16 protein-coding genes are annotated in these 18,017 nt (G+C 62.9%); 14 read left to right on the top strand and 2 right to left on the bottom strand.

Annotated elements, in window-relative coordinates; all coding sequences use genetic code 11:
• Positions 1 to 107: 107 nt before the first annotated feature.
• Positions 108 to 1,028 (bottom strand): LysR family transcriptional regulator, encoded by a 921-nt coding sequence (locus tag NBH21_RS18585; protein WP_250911716.1) that lies wholly within the window; start codon positions 1,026 to 1,028, stop codon positions 108 to 110.
• 186 nt (positions 1,029 to 1,214) lie between these two features.
• Between NBH21_RS18585 and NBH21_RS18580 the strand changes: the two genes are divergently transcribed.
• The 7 genes from NBH21_RS18580 (at position 1,215) to NBH21_RS18550 (ending at position 9,238) form a co-directional block, all read left to right on the top strand.
• Positions 1,215 to 2,132: a serine hydrolase gene (locus NBH21_RS18580; RefSeq protein WP_250911717.1), complete on the top strand. Its 918-nt coding sequence runs from the start codon at positions 1,215 to 1,217 to the stop codon at positions 2,130 to 2,132.
• A gap of 100 nt (positions 2,133 to 2,232) precedes the next feature.
• Positions 2,233 to 3,858: an ABC transporter substrate-binding protein gene (locus NBH21_RS18575; protein WP_250911718.1), complete on the top strand. Its 1,626-nt coding sequence runs from the start codon at positions 2,233 to 2,235 to the stop codon at positions 3,856 to 3,858.
• 103 nt (positions 3,859 to 3,961) lie between these two features.
• A complete protein-coding gene (locus NBH21_RS18570; protein WP_250911719.1) occupies positions 3,962 to 4,894 on the top strand; it encodes an ABC transporter permease in 933 nt (310 codons plus the stop codon).
• Positions 4,891 to 5,724 (top strand): ABC transporter permease, encoded by an 834-nt coding sequence (locus NBH21_RS18565; protein WP_250911720.1) that lies wholly within the window; start codon positions 4,891 to 4,893, stop codon positions 5,722 to 5,724. Before NBH21_RS18570 ends, NBH21_RS18565 begins: the two co-directional genes overlap by 4 nt.
• Positions 5,721 to 6,701, top strand: a complete 981-nt coding sequence (locus tag NBH21_RS18560) for an ABC transporter ATP-binding protein (RefSeq protein ID WP_250911721.1) — start codon at positions 5,721 to 5,723, stop codon at positions 6,699 to 6,701. Before NBH21_RS18565 ends, NBH21_RS18560 begins: the two co-directional genes overlap by 4 nt.
• Positions 6,694 to 7,701, top strand: a complete 1,008-nt coding sequence (locus NBH21_RS18555) for an ABC transporter ATP-binding protein (protein ID WP_250911722.1) — start codon at positions 6,694 to 6,696, stop codon at positions 7,699 to 7,701. Before NBH21_RS18560 ends, NBH21_RS18555 begins: the two co-directional genes overlap by 8 nt.
• Position 7,702: 1 nt before the next feature.
• A complete protein-coding gene (locus tag NBH21_RS18550; protein WP_250911723.1) occupies positions 7,703 to 9,238 on the top strand; it encodes a L,D-transpeptidase family protein in 1,536 nt (511 codons plus the stop codon).
• A gap of 108 nt (positions 9,239 to 9,346) precedes the next feature.
• Here the strand turns inward: NBH21_RS18550 and NBH21_RS18545 are convergent, their stop codons facing one another.
• Positions 9,347 to 9,778 carry a (R)-mandelonitrile lyase gene (locus tag NBH21_RS18545; RefSeq protein ID WP_250911724.1) on the bottom strand — a complete coding sequence of 144 codons (432 nt, stop codon included), beginning with the start codon at positions 9,776 to 9,778 and terminating at the stop codon, positions 9,347 to 9,349.
• Here NBH21_RS18545 and NBH21_RS18540 point away from each other — a divergent pair.
• The 7 genes from NBH21_RS18540 to NBH21_RS18510 all read left to right on the top strand — a co-directional run bounded on the left by NBH21_RS18540 (position 9,666) and on the right by NBH21_RS18510 (position 18,001).
• Positions 9,666 to 10,535 carry a LysR family transcriptional regulator gene (locus NBH21_RS18540; RefSeq protein ID WP_250911917.1) on the top strand — a complete coding sequence of 290 codons (870 nt, stop codon included), beginning with the start codon at positions 9,666 to 9,668 and terminating at the stop codon, positions 10,533 to 10,535. The genes NBH21_RS18545 and NBH21_RS18540 overlap by 113 nt on opposite strands.
• A gap of 527 nt (positions 10,536 to 11,062) precedes the next feature.
• Positions 11,063 to 11,845 carry an SDR family NAD(P)-dependent oxidoreductase gene (locus NBH21_RS18535; RefSeq protein ID WP_250911725.1) on the top strand — a complete coding sequence of 261 codons (783 nt, stop codon included), beginning with the start codon at positions 11,063 to 11,065 and terminating at the stop codon, positions 11,843 to 11,845.
• A 148-nt stretch (positions 11,846 to 11,993) separates the two neighbouring features.
• Positions 11,994 to 13,106 carry an NADH:flavin oxidoreductase gene (locus NBH21_RS18530; protein ID WP_250911726.1) on the top strand — a complete coding sequence of 371 codons (1,113 nt, stop codon included), beginning with the start codon at positions 11,994 to 11,996 and terminating at the stop codon, positions 13,104 to 13,106.
• A gap of 102 nt (positions 13,107 to 13,208) precedes the next feature.
• Positions 13,209 to 14,213 (top strand): NADP-dependent oxidoreductase, encoded by a 1,005-nt coding sequence (locus NBH21_RS18525; protein WP_250911727.1) that lies wholly within the window; start codon positions 13,209 to 13,211, stop codon positions 14,211 to 14,213.
• Positions 14,214 to 14,649: 436 nt separating this feature from the next.
• Positions 14,650 to 16,041: an NAD-dependent succinate-semialdehyde dehydrogenase gene (locus tag NBH21_RS18520; RefSeq protein WP_250911728.1), complete on the top strand. Its 1,392-nt coding sequence runs from the start codon at positions 14,650 to 14,652 to the stop codon at positions 16,039 to 16,041.
• A gap of 153 nt (positions 16,042 to 16,194) precedes the next feature.
• Positions 16,195 to 16,803 (top strand): TetR/AcrR family transcriptional regulator, encoded by a 609-nt coding sequence (locus tag NBH21_RS18515; protein ID WP_250911729.1) that lies wholly within the window; start codon positions 16,195 to 16,197, stop codon positions 16,801 to 16,803.
• Between the two features lie 61 nt (positions 16,804 to 16,864).
• Positions 16,865 to 18,001 (top strand): efflux RND transporter periplasmic adaptor subunit, encoded by a 1,137-nt coding sequence (locus tag NBH21_RS18510; RefSeq protein ID WP_250911730.1) that lies wholly within the window; start codon positions 16,865 to 16,867, stop codon positions 17,999 to 18,001.
• The last annotated feature ends 16 nt before the right edge of the window (positions 18,002 to 18,017 follow it).

The following is an 18,017-nucleotide window of genomic DNA, read 5'->3' as shown; positions in this document are numbered from 1 at the left end:
TCGAAAAGCCGCTGGGGAGCAATGAGCCTTGCGGCTTCCGCCGTTACGGCATGAACCCCGACGGCACACCTTCCGGCAAGAAACCCGCCGGCACCAATGGATGTCGGCTATCGCTCCAGAATGCTTTCCAGCAGGCGCGCCCGCTCGCCGCAGACGGCGGTCAGATATTGCACGAGGCTCTCGCCGCTGTTGACCACGGGCCGGTTTGCCGGCCTCAGCGCCGAAACGAGGAAGTGGATCGAGCGGGACAGCCTTCTGAGCACGATGGGTCTGTCACGATAGGACAGGGCGGTCAGCGGATTGATGATCGCCACCCCCAGTCCGCAGGCGACCATTTCGCAGACGGCATTTGCCGATTGCGTGCTGATCGACATCTTTCGCGTCACCCCGGCTTCGTCGAACATGCGGTCGATCTGCATACGGAAGGGGTCATTGTCGCCGAGAGAAATGAAGTCGACATCGTGGAAATCTTCTGGAACGAGAACCTTCTTTTCTGCCAGCGCATGGCCGGCAGGGATCACGCAGACCTGATCGAAACTGCCGACGGTCAGGACATCGGCGCTTTCCGAACCATAACTTCCCTCGATCAGGCCGATATCGAAGTTGAAGCCGGAAATCGGCGACTGGTCCCGCGGGTCGGAGGTGTCGATGCGCACCGAAACGTGCGGGTGACGGGTCATGAGACGCTGTAGCGCCTCGGGCAGCAGGTTCTGGGCGAAGGCGGGCAGGGTGGCGATATAGAGGATTTCGTCATAGGAGCCACGAAGCCCGTGGACGCAGACATTGATGCGATCGAGGCCGATGAAGGAAGCCTGTACTTCATGGTAGAGCTTCAGCGCCCGGGCGGTCGGATGGAGCCGCTGACGCCGGCGTTCGAACAGCAGGAAGCCCACCGTATCCTCGAGACGCCTCAATTCCCGGGTAATCGTCGGTTGCGACGAGGCGAGAGCGGCCGCCGCCGCCGTCACCGTCCCGAACTTCATCGTGGCCCTGAAGACCTCGATCTGCCGCAGATTGAGATCGCCCATGAAATACCCCCGGCCCGTGTCCACGCATCACAACTTCATATCATGAATGAATGAACTTGCAGCGCATTTTTCGTATCGAAGAGCTGCATATCGGACTTAAGCTTCATTCATGTTGATCATGACATCGCCATTACCGGGACCGGTTTGCACCGCTTTCGGAACGGCGAACAGAATGCGGATTGATACGTGAACGCGGCAGACTTCGACGAACTTCGAGACGGGATCATCGGCCTTGCGGGCGAGCGCAGCGCCGGCAGGCTGGGGCCGGATGCCATCGGACTGGCGCTCGCCGTTCATGACCGGCCGCTGCGCGGAAGCGGTTGCGGGCCTTTGCCGGAAACCGCGCTCTTCGGTTACCGACAGGATGTGCCGGTCTATCCGGCAAGCGTGATGAAGCTCTTCTGTCTCTACGCTTTCACCGCCTTCGAGGCCATGGGGCGCTTTCAGCCTGACGACGAAGACCGGCGCGCCGCCCGCGCCATGATCGAACTGTCGTCCAACGAAGCCACGGCATTTCTCATGGGCCGGCTGACGGGTGCGTTCGACGGCCCCTGCCTGGATGATGCGGACCTTGCCGACTGGCTTCGCCGTCGGCACGCGGTGCAGGACTGGCTGACAAGTCTCGACCGGCCGGAGTTCCGCGACATCAACGTCCTGCATGCCACTTACGAAGACAGCCCGTATGGCTGTTCCTATCAGGCAAGGTCTCATTCGAAGGGCAACCGCCTCACGGCGCGCGCCTGCGCCATGCTGATGCATGACATCGTGCGCGGCGCGACCGATGCCTCCGACTGGATGATGGAGCTGATGGACCGCAGCCGGGAGCGGCGGGCCTTTGCCGAAACCGGCATTCCGCCGGAAGGTGATCAGGCGCGGGGCTTTCTCGGGGAGGGAATGCCTGAAACCACGCTTCTGTGGTCGAAGGCGGGCCATACGAGCTGGACACGCCACGATCTCGTCTATGCCGAGACGGCATCCGGGAAAAGCTTCGTCGCCTGCGTGATGACCGACAGCCACTGGTCGGCCGACGACAGAACGTTTTTCCCCGATGTCGGGCGGCTCATTCACGAAGCCGTCCTGAAAGGAGGGCTAAACCCGTCCTGACACCCAATTTGCCTCGCGCCTCCTGTGGGGCAGGAAAAGAGCATCAAACGAAATGCTCGCATGCATGAAGATAGAAAATAACCACTAGAGGGATACTGCCATGACATTACTCAAGACATCCGCCGGCTGTTTGCGTTCGGCCCGCCTTCTGCTTGCCGCCACCGCAATCAGCGTTCTGACCCAGTTCTCGCCGGTTATGGCGCAGGACCCGATCCCCGGCGGCACGCTGCACCTGCCGGCCCCCTACAGCTCGGCGCTGAAATCGCTCGATCCGCACATCACCTATGAATCGCAGGACATGGCCGTTTCCAAGGCCTTCCACCGCGCGCTCTACACCTGGGATTCGGCCGAAAACCGGCCGGCGCTCGATCTGGCGACCTCGGTGGAAACCTCGGCCGACGGCAAGACTTTCACCTACAAGCTGCGCGACAACGCCTATTTCCACAATGGCCGCAAGATGACGGCGGACGACCTGATCTGGTCCTACACCCGCATCATGGACCCGGCGAAGGGCTATCCGGGTTCCCCGATGATCTCGGAAATCGTCGGCGCGGAAGACTATGCGGCCGGCAAGGCCACCTCGATCTCCGGCCTGAAGAAGATCGACGATTTCACCCTTGAGATCACCTTCAAGAACTACCTCGAGCCGGGCACCCTGCTGTTCGAGGCCGTGACCGCCATCCTGCCGAAGGAAGAGGCCGACAAGCCGGAATTCCTGTCGCATCCCGTCGGTCTCGGCCCGTTCCGCTTCGTCGAGCATGTCGAGGGTTCGCGCGTCGTCGGCGAGAAGTTCGACAAGTATTACAAGCCCGGCCAGCCCTACGCGGACCGCGTGGAATTCACCATTACCGATGAATACAGCGCGCTCGACGTCGCCTTCCGCGCCGGCGAACTGGACGCCACTGTGCTTTCCGGCAGCGCCTATGCTGCCTACAAGGCAGATCCGGAACTGTCGAAGGGCCTGATCGAGGTTCCCGAACTCTTTACCCGCCATATGGGCATGAACGTCCAGAAGGCGCCCTTCAACGACGTTCGCGTGCGTCAGGCGATCAACTATGCCGTCGACCGCGACATCATCATCCGCAAGCTCCTGAAGGACAAGGCGTTCAAGGCCACGGGCTGGCTGCCGATGACCTCGGTCGCCTTCGACAAGGACCGCCAGCCCTATGCCTATGATCCGGAAAAGGCCAAGCAGCTCCTGAAGGAAGCAGGCTATGGCGACGGTTTCGAATTCGAGGCGATGGTGACCGATGGCGAAAGCAGCCTCGGCGTTCTGCAGGCCATGATGCCCTTCCTCTCGGCGGTCGGCATCAACGCCAAGCCGAAAGTGGTGGAATCGGGCGTCCTGCTCGATGCGATCAATGCCGGCGAGGCCATGGCATGGTTCCGTTCCAACGGCACGGGTCCCGATCCGGTCGGCGCGCTGCGCTGCTTCGACAGCCGCGTCTCCCGCTCTGCCTGCAACCGCAGCGGCTATGCCGATCCGAAATTCGACGCCATGATCGATGCCGCCTCGTCCGACCCCGATCCCAAGCGCCGCATCGAGCTGGCCAAGGAAGCCGACGGCTACATCTTCGAACAGGCGCCGGTGTGGTTCCACAACTACAACAAGGCCGTCGTCGCCACGCAGCCCTGGGTGCACGGCGTCGACTCCAACGTAACGGAAGCCGCCATCCTCGAAGTCGACCAGATCTGGCTTGATGAGAACGCCCCGGGACGCAAGTAAGTCCATCGGCTCCTGTCAATCCAACCTTTCTGGCCAACCTTTCCGGTTCGGGCGTCGCGTGTCATCCATGCGGCGTCCGCGTCCCGGAACAGAGGAACACTTCATGCTGATGGTGATTGCGCGGCGGCTGATGCAGGCGCTTCTGACCGTCGCCGTCGTGGTGACGCTCGTCTTCCTGCTGTTCAGCGTCATACCCGGCAGCTTCGTCACGTCGCTGGTCGGTGAAAAACGCGATATCGATCCCAAGGTCATGGCCCGGATCGAGGAACAGCTTCATCTGAACGATCCCTTGCCCGAGCGCTTCGGCCGCTACGTCGCCGACCTCGCGCGCGGCGATCTCGGAACCTCCTTCTCCACCCGCCGGCCGGTGATCGACATGCTGGAAAGCCGCATCGTCGCGTCCTTCCGTCTGGCCTGCGCCGCCATCCTGTTCGCGGTCGCCATCGGCCTGCCGCTCGGCTTCATCGCGGCCTCAAGGCCGGGAAGCTGGATCGACATGGCGGCGATGATGGGGGCGGTTTCGGGGCTTTCCGTGCCCGGCTTCTGGTTCGGCCTGCTGGCGATGTATTTTTTCTCGCTGCAACTGGGCTGGCTGCCGACCTTCGGCTACGGGCAGGGCGGATTGCAGCACCTCATCCTGCCGGCGCTCACCCTTGGCATCGGCCCGATGGCGCTTCTCGCCAGAACCACGAGGGCGGCCGTGCTCGAAGTGCGCGGCGCCGATTTCATCCGCACGGCGCGCTCCAAGGGCATGAGCGAGACCCGCATCGTCACCCGGCATCTGGCCCGCAACGCCTTCGTTCTGGTGCTGACGACCATCGGCCTGCAATTCGGCTCCATGCTGGGCGGCTCGGTGGTGATCGAAAGCCTGTTCGCATGGCCGGGCGTCGGATCGCTGCTCATCCAGTCCGTCTCGCTGCGCGACATTCCCGCAGTGCAGGGCTGCATTCTCGTCATCGTGCTGTTCTTCCTGCTCATCAATACGCTGGTCGACATCGCCTACATGCTGATCGATCCGAGGATCCGCTACCGATGAAACTCCTCCATCTCCTGCGTCCCAATCTCTTCGTCGGCGGGCTGATCCTGGTCGTCATGGTCTTCGTCGCGCTCTTCGCGCCGCTGATCGCCACCCATGACCCCGTTCTCGACGCCAACCTCATCTATGCCGAGGAGCCGCCGGGCCTGTCGTTCCTGATGGGAACGGACGAACAGGGCCGCGACATCTTCAGCCGCGTGGTCTATGGCGCCCGCATTTCGCTCACCATCGGGCTGGTCGTACAGCTCATGAACACCTGCATCGGCGTGGCGCTCGGTCTTTCGGCCGGCTATTTCGGCGGCTGGTGGGATGAATTCGTCCAGGGCCTCACCAACCTGATGCTCTCCATCCCGACGGTGGTCTTCGCGCTGGCGCTGATGGCCGTACTCGGACCGGGAGTCACGAGCCTCTTGATTGCGCTCGGCATGACCGACTGGGCCTATAGCTGTCGCATCAGCCGCGCACAGGTGCTGTCGCAGAAATCGCGCAGCTATGTGCAGGCGGCGCAGACCATGGGCTACGGGCGCCTTCACATCATGTTCCGCGAGCTTCTGCCGAACATTGCGGGTCCGCTGGTGGTGATCGCCACCATGGGCATCGGCTCGGCGATCATGGCGGAGGCTTCGCTCTCCTTCCTCGGGCTGGGCGTCGTGCCGCCGGCGCCGAGCTGGGGCTCGATGCTCTCCCATGCGCGGGAGCAATTGATGGTCTCGCCATGGATCGCCATCTTCCCCGGTGCGGCGCTCTTCCTCACGGTTCTCGGGTTCAATCTCCTGGGCGACGGTCTGCGCGATCTCATCGATCCGCAGGGGAAGGCACGGCGGGCATGAGCGAGGATATCATTCTCAAAATCGAGGACCTGCGGATCTCGCTCTCCGTCAATGGCGAGGATTTCCCGGCGGTCGAAGGCCTCAACCTGTCGATTGGCCGCGGCGAGGTCGTCGGCCTCGTCGGAGAATCCGGCTGCGGCAAGAGCCTGACGGCGCTTTCGGTCGCGGGACTGCTGGGCGGCCCGCTTCGGGTGACCGGCGGCCACATCCGCTTCGATGGCGGCGATATCGCCCGCCTGCCCAACCGCAACATGCGGATGCTGCGCGGCAACCGCATCGCCATGATCTTCCAGGAGCCGATGACGGCGCTCAATCCGCTGATGACCATCGGCGACCAGATCGGCGAAATGTTCGTCCTGCATCAGGGCATGAGCCGTCGGGCGGCGCGCAAGCGCGCCATCGAATGTCTGGAACAGGTGCAGGTGCCGGCTGCCAGCCGGCGGGTAAACGATTATCCGCATCAGCTTTCCGGCGGCATGCGCCAGCGCGTGATGATCGCCATCGCGCTCGCCTGCGATCCGGATCTCCTGATCGCCGACGAGGCGACGACGGCGCTCGATGTCACCATTCAGGCCGAAATCATCGAACTGATCCTCGATCTCTGTCGCGCCCGAGGCACCGCCGTGCTGATGATCTCCCACGATCTCGGGCTTGTCGCCCGTGTCTGCCATCGGGTGGCGGTGATGTATGCCGGCCATCTGGTGGAGGAACAGCCGGCGGAGAAGATCTTCTCCGATCCGCAGCACCCCTACACGCAAGGGCTGGTGGCATCGCTGCCGCGTCTCGGCCGGCGTCTCGTCGCCGGTCAGGCGAAGCTTGCCGAAATACCGGGCGTGGTTCCCCCCATCGTCGAATACGGAAAGGGCTGCCGCTTCGCTCCGCGTTGTGCCGAAGTCATGCCGCAATGCCTGACAGCCGAGCCGGAAACGACGCCGCTTTCCTCGGGCGGCCGCAAGAGGTGCTATCTCAATGGCTGACGTCACCATGGAAAATCCCGGGACCGCGCGTCCCGATATCCTAGGCATCGAGGATCTCAAGGTTCATTACCCTGTCCGTCAGGGCTTCGGTTTCCGGCGCGGCCTGCTCAAGGCCGTCGATGGCGTGAACCTCGACCTGAAGGCCGGCGAATGTCTCGGCCTCGTGGGGGAATCGGGCTGCGGAAAATCGACGCTCGCGCAATCCATTCTCGGCCTTGTGCCGGCGAGCGGCGGACGGATCGTGCTCGACGGACAGGACGTGAGCGGCGCGAGCAGTCACTCCGACCGGCTGGACCGCGCACGCATCGTGCAGATGGTGTTTCAGGACCCGTTCGCCTCGCTGAATCCGAGGCACACCGTCGGCCAGAGCCTCGGCGGGCCGCTGAAGCTGCACGGCATCGGCAATGCCAGCGAGCGGGAAGACCGCGTCGCAGAGATGCTGCGCAAGGTCGGGCTTAGACCCGACGCAGCCAAGCGCTATCCGCACGAGTTCTCCGGCGGCCAGCGGCAGCGCATCTGCATCGCGCGCGCCCTGATCGTCGAACCGAAGCTCGTCGTCTGCGACGAGCCGGTATCGGCGCTCGACGTCTCCATCCGGGCGCAGATCATCAACCTGCTTCTGGAGCTGAAGAACGAACTCGGCGTGGCGCTGCTGATGATTTCGCATGATCTCGGCGTCGTGGAGCATATGTGCGATCGCATCGCCGTCATGTATCTCGGCCGGATCGTGGAACAGGGACGCTGGGACGAGATTTTCACCGCACCCGCGCATCCCTACACCCGCTCGCTGATCGCTTCGATACCCGATCCGATGAACCCGGCTTCCGGCAGCATCCGCCTTCAGGGCGAGATACCCTCGGCGCTCGATCCGCCGCCGGGTTGCGCCTTCAACCCGCGCTGCAGCCAGGCGATTGCCGCCTGCCGGACAGGTACCGTCCCCGAATTCTCCGCTTTGTCACCGACGCATCACGCGCGTTGCCATCTCCTGCAAGGTCTCTGACATGAATGACATCTCCGCTTCCCATCTCGTCCAGCCGGTCATCAAGGTGCGTGCCGGACAGGATCCGGACCAGCCCCACCGGGGCACGCTCACCATCGGCAACTGGACGATCCCCTGCGCCGTCGGCCGCTCGGGCCTGCGCGATCCGGCGTTGAAGCGCGAAGGTGACGGTGCAACCCCGATCGGTACCTTCCCGCTGCGTTATGGCTTCTACGATCCCGAAGCGCTGGGCGACGACCCGCGTTCCTTTGCCTTCCCCTTCCTTGAAAAGCCGGCCAACTATAACTGGGTCGAGGATCCCGAAAGCCCGTTCTACAACCAGTTCGTGCTCGACATGTCGCCGGAAGCGCAGACACGGACAGGCGAGCGGCTGTTCGATCTCTTCATTCCCGTCGGCTGGAACGACTCCACCCCGCGGGCAGCCGGCGGCAGCGCCATTTTCATGCATGCGGCGCGGCCGGATTTCAGCGGCACGCAGGGCTGCGTCGCCATCGCCCATGACCAGTTGCTGGAATTCGCCAGCCGGCTTCAGCCCGGCATGATGATCGATATCGCCCCGGCGGACGCTCCCGAACAGGCGACCCCGCCGGTGCAGACGGAAACGATGGAATGCGTGTCGTTCCGCGCGCTCCAGCCGGGTCCGAGCCTGATCGTCACCGGTTCCGTGCATGGCAACGAGACCTGCGGCCCGACCGCAATTGCCCGCGCCATCGCCGAGTTCCGCTCCGGCCGGCTCAGGCTTGCTCGCGGCAGCGTCACCTTCGTGCCGGTGGTCAACGCGCTCGCCTACCGCTGGAACCGCCGCGAGGGTGACCGCAACCTCAACCGCGACCTCGGCGAGAAGCCGGTGCCGGTGGACAACGAGGACCGCATCGCAAACGTGCTCTGCCCGCTGTTGCGCGAACATGACGTGCTGATCGACCTGCATTCCTTCAGTTCGCCGGGCGTTCCCTTCGCCCTGATCGGCCCAAGTGACAATAGCGGCACGCTGGAACCCTTTGCCAGGGCCGCCCAGGAGGAAGCGCTTGTCAAGGCGCTCGGACTGCCGATGGTGGTGCATGGCTGGATGGACGCCTTCAAACAGGCGGCAACCGTCCGCGCCGAACGCGGCTTCCCGGAAATTTCCCTGACGCATAGCGTCGGCACCACGGAATACATGCGTTTCGCCGGCGGCTACGGCGTTACCGTCGAATGCGGGACGCATACGGACCCGCAGGGAGCCGCGGTCGGCTACCGCACGATCCTCAACGGTCTCGCTCATCTCGGTCTCGTGGTCGCCGACCCGATCCTGCCGCAAGATGCGCCGCAGGTCTGGGAAATCTCCGAAGCCCTGATGACGGATGCGCCGGAAGACAAGTTGTCACGGCAGTTCGCCGCCGGCGAGGCCGTGCGGGAAGGCGAGGTGATCGGCCAGCGCGCCAGCGGCCAGCCGATCCGCGCGCCCTATGACGGCGCCGTGATTTTCGCGAGCCTCACCGCCGAGCCGGGCACGGAACTCTGCTTCTTCTGCCGACCGAGCAATCGTCTCGCGGACTGAGACCGATCACGTCCAAGGAGGCGGCGAACGATGGTTCTCCGTCTCCCAGCTCCTCACCCGTAGATCGAATTCGATCGCATCCACTGCCGCGCCGGTAATCGGGTGTTCTCACTTGCCGCCCAGATATTCGGCATCCGTGACGTGTTCGAGCCAGTCGACGACCTTGCCGTCGAGCGCTTCGGCTATGGCGATGTGGGACATGGCGACGTCAGCCGATGCGCCGTGCCAATGCTTTTCGCCCGGTGCGAACCAGACGATATCGCCGGCGCGGATTTCCTCGATGGGGCCACCCTCGCGCTGCACGCGGCCCAGCCCCGAAACGACGAGCAGGGTCTGGCCGAGCGGATGGGTGTGCCAGGCGGTGCGAGCACCCGGTTCGAAGGTAACGGTCGCGCCGCCTGTCCGGGCCGGAGCGGAACTCGGCGATCTGGTTGCATTTCTCATCGTTGCGGAGGAGCGCAGCTTCACGCGTGCGGCCGCACAGCTAGGCACATCGCAGTCGTCGCTCAGCCACACCGTGCGGCGGCTGGAAGAGCGCATGGGCGTGAGACTTCTCCTCAGGACGACGCGCAATGTCGCGCCGACAGAGGCCGGTGAGCAACTGGTCGAGACGCTGCGCCCGGCGTTCAACGACATTCGCAGCCGTATCGACGCGCTCAGCGCGTTGCGACAGAAGCCGGCCGGCACGATCCGCATCACGTCGAGCCGCCATGCCAGCGAGACGATCCTGATGCCGGTGGTGAAGCGGCTGCTGGCGGAATATCCGGATATCAACATCGAGATTTCCAACGACCCGAAACTCATCGATCTCGTCGCCGAGCGCTACGATGCCGGCGTGCGGCTGGGAGAGCAGGTGGAAAAGGACATGATCGCGGTGCGTATCGGCCCGGAAATGCGCATGGTGGTTGCCGGGTCCCCCGCCTATTTCGAGAAGCATCCCAAGCCCCAGACACCCCATGACCTGACGCAGCACACCTGCATCAACCTGCGCCTGCCGACACTGGGTGGCCTCTACGCCTGGGAATTCGAGAAGGACGGCCGCCCGCTCAATGTCAGGGTGGAGGGACAGTTCATCTGCAACGACCTGCCGATGATCATCGATGCGGCCGTGAGCGGCCTGGGGCTGACATGCCTTCCCGACGATCATCTGGAGAAGTTCATCGCCGAGGGAAAGCTGGTGAAGGTTCTGGAGGACTGGTGTCCCCCGTTTCCCGGCTATCATCTTTTTTATCCGAGCCGCAGGCAGGCTTCGCCGGCCTTCGCGCTGCTCGTGGACGCCCTGCGCTACAGGGGATGAGGCGTTTTCTGCGATCCGCTTGCCATGTCTTGCCTATTGCGCGGCAGGTGAAGGCTACAATTTAAGCACACACAAATGCTGCAATGCGCTATACGCATAGCTGCACTGCGGTAGAGCCCCTTCCTCGAAATCGGGAATGCGGTATAAATCATTTCATCGAAGCGATGCACCTCCTCCCGCAGAGCTTCGTGTTTCAGGCGACCCACTCCTCCTCCCAGGGAAGCCTGAGGGAACAACGACACTCCTCCTCCCAGTCGTTGTTCGGTTTTTCAGGAAAAGCCTGCCGCACCTCCTCCCGCGGCAGGCTTTTTCGTTTGCGCCCCGCCGAAACGCGATCACAACATTTTGATCTCGGCATCGCCGCAACTGTCGTCCCTTGACGATGGCGGGAGAGATCGGCTCACCCAACGCTACCCGACAAAAAAATCCAGCGATCCACCATTGACAGATTACATGATGACCATCATGTTTGCGCTCTATCATGATGATTGTCATGATTAAGCCTATCCAAAGGAAAGAGCAACGCAATGGCCGACAAGAATACTGTCCTCATCACCGGTGCCTCGGCAGGCATCGGCGCGGTTTACGCGGAAAGGTTCGCCCGGCGCGGCCATGACCTTGTGCTGGTGGCGCGCAATACCGAAAAGCTTGGCGAAAACGCAGCGCGGCTGCGGGCCGAAACCGGCGTCTCGATTGATCTCCTGCCGGCGGACCTGACCGACGAAAGCCAGCTGGCTTCAGTCGAGGCGCGGCTTCGCGATGACACCTCGATCGGCATTCTGGTGAACAACGCAGGCGGCAATGTCGGCGGCACCTTCCTCACCCAAAGCGCCGAGGACCTGACGCGCCTGGTGATGCTGAACGCAACAAGCGTTCTGCGCCTCAGCCATGCCGTAGCACCGCGCTTCGCTGAACGGGGCGAAGGCGCGATCATCAACATCAGCTCGGTTCTCGGCCTTGCACCGGAATGGGGCACCCCGGTCTACTCGGCGACCAAGGCTTTCGTCCTGACGCTGTCGCAGGCGCTGCAGACCGATCTCGGGCCGAAGGGCGTCTATGTCCAGGCAGTTCTTCCCGCAGCGACCCGAACCGACATCTGGAAATTCGTCGACGAGTCGCGACTGCCGCCGATGATGGAAGTTGCCGATCTGGTCGATGCCGCGCTCGCCGGTTTCGACCGTCGCGAGGAAGTGACCATCCCGCCGCTGCATGACGAGGCACGGTTTCTGGCCTTCGAATCCGCGCGCATCTCCGTGGTGCAGGGCATAGGAAACACCACCCCAGCCGAGCGCTATCGTGCCTCCGCCTGACGGCATTCGCGATAGAGCCCGCACGCTTCGTCATCGACCACGCCAACGCTCCGACGGGGTTGAAAGGTGCGTCCCGGGGAACGAAGTGCAGGGCTGCACCGTCACCGACGTCAACGCCTGAGCCCATTCCCGCATAGAAAGAAAGATCATGTCGACCCAGATCCTGTTTCAACCCTTCTCCCTGAAGTCCCTGTCCCTGAAGAACCGTATCGTCATGGCCCCGATGACCCGCGCCATGGCGAAGGACGGCATTCCCGGCGCGGCACAGGCCGAGTATTACCGCCGCCGCGCCGCGGGCGGCGTCGGCCTGATCCTGACCGAAGGCACGGTGATCGACCGTCCCGCCTCGCGCAACGATCCCGGCATCCCGTTCTTCCATGGCGAGGCAGCCCTTGCCGGATGGGACGCGGTGGCGAAATCCGTGCATGCCGCAGGCGGCAAGATCGGCCCGCAGATCTGGCATACAGGCTCGACCCGCTCCAGCCGCAGCCAGTCGCAGCCGGAGGATCTGGTGGAAAGCCCTTCGGGTCTCGTCGGGCCCGACGATCCGCGCGGCAAGGCGATGACCGAGGAGGATATCGCCGATACCGTCGCGGCCTTTGCGAGTGCTGCGGCTGACGCCAAGCGCCTCGGCTTCGACATCGTCGAACTGCACGGTGCCCATGGCTATCTGATCGACCAGTTCTTCTGGGAAGGCAGCAACAAGCGCACGGACGCTTTCGGCGGCGCAACCATCGCCGAGCGCTCGCGCTTTGCCGCAGAGGCCGTGCGCGCTGTAAGAGCCGCCGTTGGCGCCGACTTCCCGCTATCGCTTCGCGTCAGCCAGTGGAAGCAGCAGGATTATGCCGCCCGCAACGCGAGCACGCCGGATGAAATGACGGCATGGCTCCTGCCGCTGGTGGAAGCCGGTGTGGATATCCTGCATTGCTCGCAGCGCCGTTTCTGGACGCCGGAATTTCCCGAGATCGACGGTGATGCCGGGCTGAACTTCGCCGGCTGGGCCAAGAAGCTCACCGGTGCCGCCACGATCAGCGTCGGTTCGGTCGGTCTCTCGTCGGACTTCTTCGGTGCATTCGGAGGACAGGGGTCCGAAAGCGCCTCGTTCGACAACCTGATCGAACGGATGGAACGCCAGGAATTCGACCTCATCGCCGTCGGCCGTCCGCTGATTTCGGATGCCGAGTGGACCGCCAAGGTCTCCGGCGGAAAGCTTGAAGAACTGGGCGGCTTCAACGCCGCCGATCTGGCCCTGCTGGCCTGACCCCAAAAGGCTGCCCGGGAGGTATTCCCGCCCGGGCAGCCGCGAAGGCGACCCAAGGCGGATGGGGAGCCGAACAAGACGAGACAGGAACGGAGACATCCGATGAAGGCATTCGTCGTCGATCAATACAAGAAGCGGGGCGCATTGCGGCTGACCGATCAGCCGATGCCGGAGATCAAAGGGACGGATGTCCTCGTCAGGATCCACGCCACCGCCGTGAACCTACTCGATTCCAAGTTGCGCGACGGCGAGTTCAAGCTGCTGCTTCCCTACAGGACGCCCTTCGTGCTCGGTCACGATCTTGCCGGAACCGTCGTCAGGACGGGCGCCGGGGTGACGCGTTTCAAGGTCGGCGACGAAGTCTATGGGCGGCCGCGAGACCATCGCGTCGGAACCTTCGCCGAATTCATCGCGGTCGATGAAACCGATCTCGCGCTTAAGCCGAAGAACCTTTCCATGATCGAGGCAGCCTCGATCCCGCTGGTGGGGCTGACCGCGTGGCAGGCGCTCGTCGAGGTCGCCAAGATCCAGCCCGGCCAGAAGGTGTTCATCCAGGCCGGCTCCGGGGGCGTCGGTACATTCGCCATCCAGCTTGCCAGACATCTCGGCGCAACGGTCGCCACGACCACCAGCACGAAGAACATCGAGCTGGTGAAGAGCCTCGGCGCCGATGTCGTCATCGACTACAAGACGCAGGATTTCGAAACGATGCTGTCGGGATACGACCTTGTGCTGAACAGTCAGGATCCGAAGACGCTCGAAAAATCCCTGCGCGTGCTGAAACCGGGCGGGAGGCTTATCTCTATCTCGGGTCCGCCCGATCCGGCCTTCGCGCGGGCGCTCGGGCTCAATCCGTTCCTGAAACTCGTCATGCGGCTGCTCAGCTACAGCGTGCGCAAGAAGGCGAGGGCGCTCGGCGTCAACTATTCCTTCCTGTTCATGCGCGCCGACGGTCAGCAACTCAGCGAAATCGCAACACTGATCGAGGCCGGGGCGATCCATCCCGTCGTGGACAAGGTCTTTCCGTTCGACAGGACGGGCGACGCCCTTTCCTACGTCGAAACGGGACGGGCAAAGGGCAAGGTGGTCATTTCGATGCCGCAATAGCGTCATCACCGACCGGCGACAACAGTTCTTCGAACCCGGCTTTCACGATTGAACGGGCCAGCCCGGCTGCTCGCCCATGCGCATGTCGCGATCCTGCGACACTTTGCTCGGCCTCATTCGACCTATGACAATTACAAAAGTACGCACGCCTACTATATATACGGAGATACCAATTTAAACAAGGAGTTAGCTTCCTACTCCCGTGATCCTTGGGCCGGCGGCCGGGTCCTCCGTTTTTCTTGGAGGGCATACTGACATGGCTGACCGAAGCGTTCCCGGCTCTCCGTAAGCCCGGCGAAGTGACCCGTTTCGAGGGCCGCCGTCGGACGAGCCCGCGCGATGTCGAACATCGCTTCATTCCGCTTCGCAGGTTCTTCGCGATCCACTCTTGCCGAGCACCCGTCGGAGCCCATTCGTTATTGAAAGGTGATCCATCATGGCCTACGCCACAATCAATCCCTACACCGGCGAAACCATCAAGACATTTGCCGACGCCACGGACGCGGAAGTCCGCGACGCGATCGCAAATGCGCATAATGCCTTCCTGTCGTGGAAGGACGCATCCTTTGCCGACCGCGGCCGTATCCTCCAGAAAGCCGCCGATCTTCTCCGCAAGAACAGCGATGCCTATGCAAAGCTCTTGACGCTGGAAATGGGCAAGCTGTTTGCCGAAGCGAAGGCCGAGGTCGAGCTTTCGGCCAAGATATTCGAATATTATGTCCGTAACGCCGAGGAACTGCTGAAGCCCGAAAAGCTGCCCGTTCTCGATCCGACCGAGGGCGACAATATCATCGTGCATGAGCCGCTCGGCGTGCTGCTCGCCATCGAGCCGTGGAACTTCCCCTATTACCAGATCGCCCGCATCATCGCGCCGCAGCTTTCGGCCGGCAACACGGTGCTCCTGAAGCATGCGTCGAACGTGCCGCAGAGTGCGGCCGCATTCGAGGCGCTGATGAGGGAAGCGGGGCTTCCCGAGGGCGCGTTCCGCAACCTTTACGCCACCCGCTCGCAGATCGAACTGATCCTCAATGACGACCGGGTTCATGGCGTGGCGCTGACAGGTTCCGAGGGTGCCGGCTCCGTCGTGGCGGCGCAAGCGGGCAAGGCGCTCAAGAAATCGACGCTGGAACTTGGCGGGGCCGACGCCTTCGTCGTGCTGGCCGACGCCGATCTCGACAAGACCGTCAACTGGGGCGTCTTCGGACGACACTGGAACGGCGGCCAGGTCTGCGTCTCCTCCAAGCGCATGATCATCGTCGAAGACGTCTACGACGCCTACCTTGAAAAATACCGCAAGGGCGTGGCCGGCCTCGTGGCAGGCGATCCCTTCGACCCGAAGACGACGCTCGCTCCGCTCTCCTCGCAGGGTGCGGCCGACGAGGTGAAGGAAAAGATCCGCGAAGCCGTCAAGCTCGGCGCCAAGGCCGAGGAAGTCGGCCCCGCCGTTCCCAATCAGGGCGCCTTCGTGCAGCCGACCATCCTGACCGACGTCGCCGAGGACAACCCGGCCCGCTACTGGGAATTCTTCGGCCCCGTCTCCATGCTGTTTCGGGCGAAGGACGAGGACGATGCCGTGCGCATCGCCAACGACTCGCCATTCGGTCTCGGCGGATCGGTCTTCACCTCCAATCCGGCGCACGGCGCGGACGTGGCCAGGCGCATCTCCACCGGCATGGTCTTCGTCAACCATCCGACCAAGGTGGAAGCCGACCTTCCATTCGGCGGCATTCGCCGCTCCGGCTACGGACGTGAACTCATCGGGCTCGGCCTGAAGGAGTTCGTCAATCACAAGCTGATCGGCGTGGTCGATATCGACGCGCACTTCTGAAGCGCCGCAAGTCGGTCCAAAACAGCAGTGAACGGGAGAGGCATTCACGATGCCTCTCCTTTTTTGTCGCCTGGTTTGAATTGACGAATGACAGACTATGAGTTACGACTGACGAAATTCGAATTTCGTCAGTCGTAACTCATAAGGCAGACCATGAACCAGATGCCGGAAATCGACGTGGAAGAAGCCCGCCGCGATACCGCCACCCGTATTCTCGATGCGGCCGAGCGGACGTTCCGGCACTACGGCTACAGCAAGACGACGGTGGCCGACATCGCCGGTGAACTCGGCATGTCCACGGCCAACATCTATCGCTTCTTCGGCTCCAAGGTGGAAATTCACCAGGCAATCTGCGCGCGCATGCTGGGGACCTGCTACAAGCAGGCCTATGATACGCGCCATAGTTCCGACAGTGCGGAGATGCGGTTGCGCCGCTATGTCGAGCAGCAGCATCGCTGGACGGTCGAAACCATGCTCGACGAGCACAAGGTGCATGAAATGATCATCGTCGCCATCGAGCGCGACTGGCAGGTGATCGAGCGTCACATCGACAGGGTTCAGGATCTGGTCGCCGAGATCATCAGGGAAGGCATCGCAACAGGGGAATTTGCCGAACAGGACCCGGTTGCAGCCGCAAGATGCTTTGGCGCCGCCACGGTCAGCCTCTGTCATCCGCAAATGGTGGCCCAATGCATGGCCAAGGAAAACCGTGCAACCACGTCTGAACTGGTCGACTTCGCCATTCGTGCATTGAAAAAATAAGGTAGGCGCCGGTCGTCTGCTTCCGTTGAACAGAATTTCTATTATTATCGAGGATGCGAACATGACTTCGCTGAGAGATTTCCTATTTTCAAAATTCCCCGCTCTGGCGCTCGTTTTCGCCCTTGCGCTCGGCGTATCCGGGTGCAGCGAGGAAAAGCAGGCAGAGACGAAGGAACCTATCCGCCCGGTGAAGATCGCGCGCATCTCCGCGACATCGCACGAGCAGGCCGCAATTTATTCAGGCACCGTCAAGGCCCGTGTCGAAACGAGCCTCGGCTTCCGGGTCGCGGGCAAGATCATCGAGCGCCGGGTCAATGTGGGTGACCGCGTCAGGCCGGGCGATATCCTCGCAAGGATCGATCCGACCGACTACCAGTTGAGCGTCAGAACCGCCGAGGCCAGTCTCGCCGCGGCCGAAACTGCGGTCGCGACCGCTGATCTCGCCAACAAGCGCGCGCAGCAGCTCTTCGACAAGAGCGTAACCGCCAAGTCCCAGGTGGAGCAGGCCCGCCTCAATTACGATCAGGCGGTATCCACGCGTGATGCCGCGATTTCAACGCTCGATCAGGCGAGGAACCAGGTTTCCTACACCGAGCTCAAGTCCGACCGGGAAGGGATCGTCACCGCGATCAGCTCCGACACCGGCGCCGTCGTTGCCGCGGGTACGCCGGTCGCCACCGTTGCCCTCGACAATGAGAAGGAAGTGCAGATCGCGGTTCCGGAAGGCGACATCGCGGACTTCCGTCCCGGCAAGACGGTGAAGGCCAGCTTCTGGTCGGATCACACGCTCGCCATCGACGGCAGGGTGCGGGAAGTCTCCGGCAGCGCCGACACGCAATCGCGCACTTTCGCCGTCAGGATCAGCCTGCCCGACAACGCCCAGGTTCTTCTCGGCATGACCGCCACCATCGAGGCCGCAAGGGAAAACACCAAGGGCTATCTGGCTGTCCCGCTTTCGGCCCTTGCCGAAAGGAACGGACAGAAGATCGTCTGGGTGGTCGACCCGCAGACCTCCACGGTCAGCGCGCGCGAAATCCGCGTCGCGGAATTCACCGCCGATGGCGTCAACGTGTCGAGCGGTGTGAAGCCTGATGACCTGGTGGTCGCGGCCGGCACGCAGTTCATGCGTGACGACCTCAAGGTGAAATTGCCCCAGGAAGAATCCGCTCTTCTGCGCCCCTCGGACGCCGTTCGCTGAACCGGCCGGTTGGAAG

The organism is Ciceribacter sichuanensis (assembly GCF_024055605.1).
Classification (GTDB): domain Bacteria; phylum Pseudomonadota; class Alphaproteobacteria; order Rhizobiales; family Rhizobiaceae; genus Allorhizobium; species Allorhizobium sichuanense.
The sequence above is the reverse complement of the archived record's forward strand: the minus strand, read 5'-3'. Positions and strand labels throughout refer to the sequence as shown.

Bases quoted from the DNA above. Each gene is read 5' to 3' on its own strand.
- NBH21_RS18585 (WP_250911716.1), bottom strand. From the start codon at position 1,028: ATGGGCGATCTCAATCTGCGGCAGATCGAGGTCTTCAGGGCCACGATG.
- NBH21_RS18575 (WP_250911718.1), top strand. From the start codon at position 2,233: ATGACATTACTCAAGACATCCGCCGGCTGTTTGCGTTCGGCCCGCCTT.
- NBH21_RS18570 (WP_250911719.1), top strand. From the start codon at position 3,962: ATGCTGATGGTGATTGCGCGGCGGCTGATGCAGGCGCTTCTGACCGTC.
- NBH21_RS18565 (WP_250911720.1), top strand. From the start codon at position 4,891: ATGAAACTCCTCCATCTCCTGCGTCCCAATCTCTTCGTCGGCGGGCTG.
- NBH21_RS18560 (WP_250911721.1), top strand. From the start codon at position 5,721: ATGAGCGAGGATATCATTCTCAAAATCGAGGACCTGCGGATCTCGCTC.
- NBH21_RS18555 (WP_250911722.1), top strand. From the start codon at position 6,694: ATGGCTGACGTCACCATGGAAAATCCCGGGACCGCGCGTCCCGATATC.
- NBH21_RS18550 (WP_250911723.1), top strand. From the start codon at position 7,703: ATGAATGACATCTCCGCTTCCCATCTCGTCCAGCCGGTCATCAAGGTG.
- NBH21_RS18545 (WP_250911724.1), bottom strand. From the start codon at position 9,778: ATGCGCTCTTCCAGCCGCCGCACGGTGTGGCTGAGCGACGACTGCGAT.
- NBH21_RS18535 (WP_250911725.1), top strand. From the start codon at position 11,063: ATGGCCGACAAGAATACTGTCCTCATCACCGGTGCCTCGGCAGGCATC.
- NBH21_RS18530 (WP_250911726.1), top strand. From the start codon at position 11,994: ATGTCGACCCAGATCCTGTTTCAACCCTTCTCCCTGAAGTCCCTGTCC.
- NBH21_RS18525 (WP_250911727.1), top strand. From the start codon at position 13,209: ATGAAGGCATTCGTCGTCGATCAATACAAGAAGCGGGGCGCATTGCGG.
- NBH21_RS18520 (WP_250911728.1), top strand. From the start codon at position 14,650: ATGGCCTACGCCACAATCAATCCCTACACCGGCGAAACCATCAAGACA.
- NBH21_RS18515 (WP_250911729.1), top strand. From the start codon at position 16,195: ATGAACCAGATGCCGGAAATCGACGTGGAAGAAGCCCGCCGCGATACC.
- NBH21_RS18510 (WP_250911730.1), top strand. From the start codon at position 16,865: ATGACTTCGCTGAGAGATTTCCTATTTTCAAAATTCCCCGCTCTGGCG.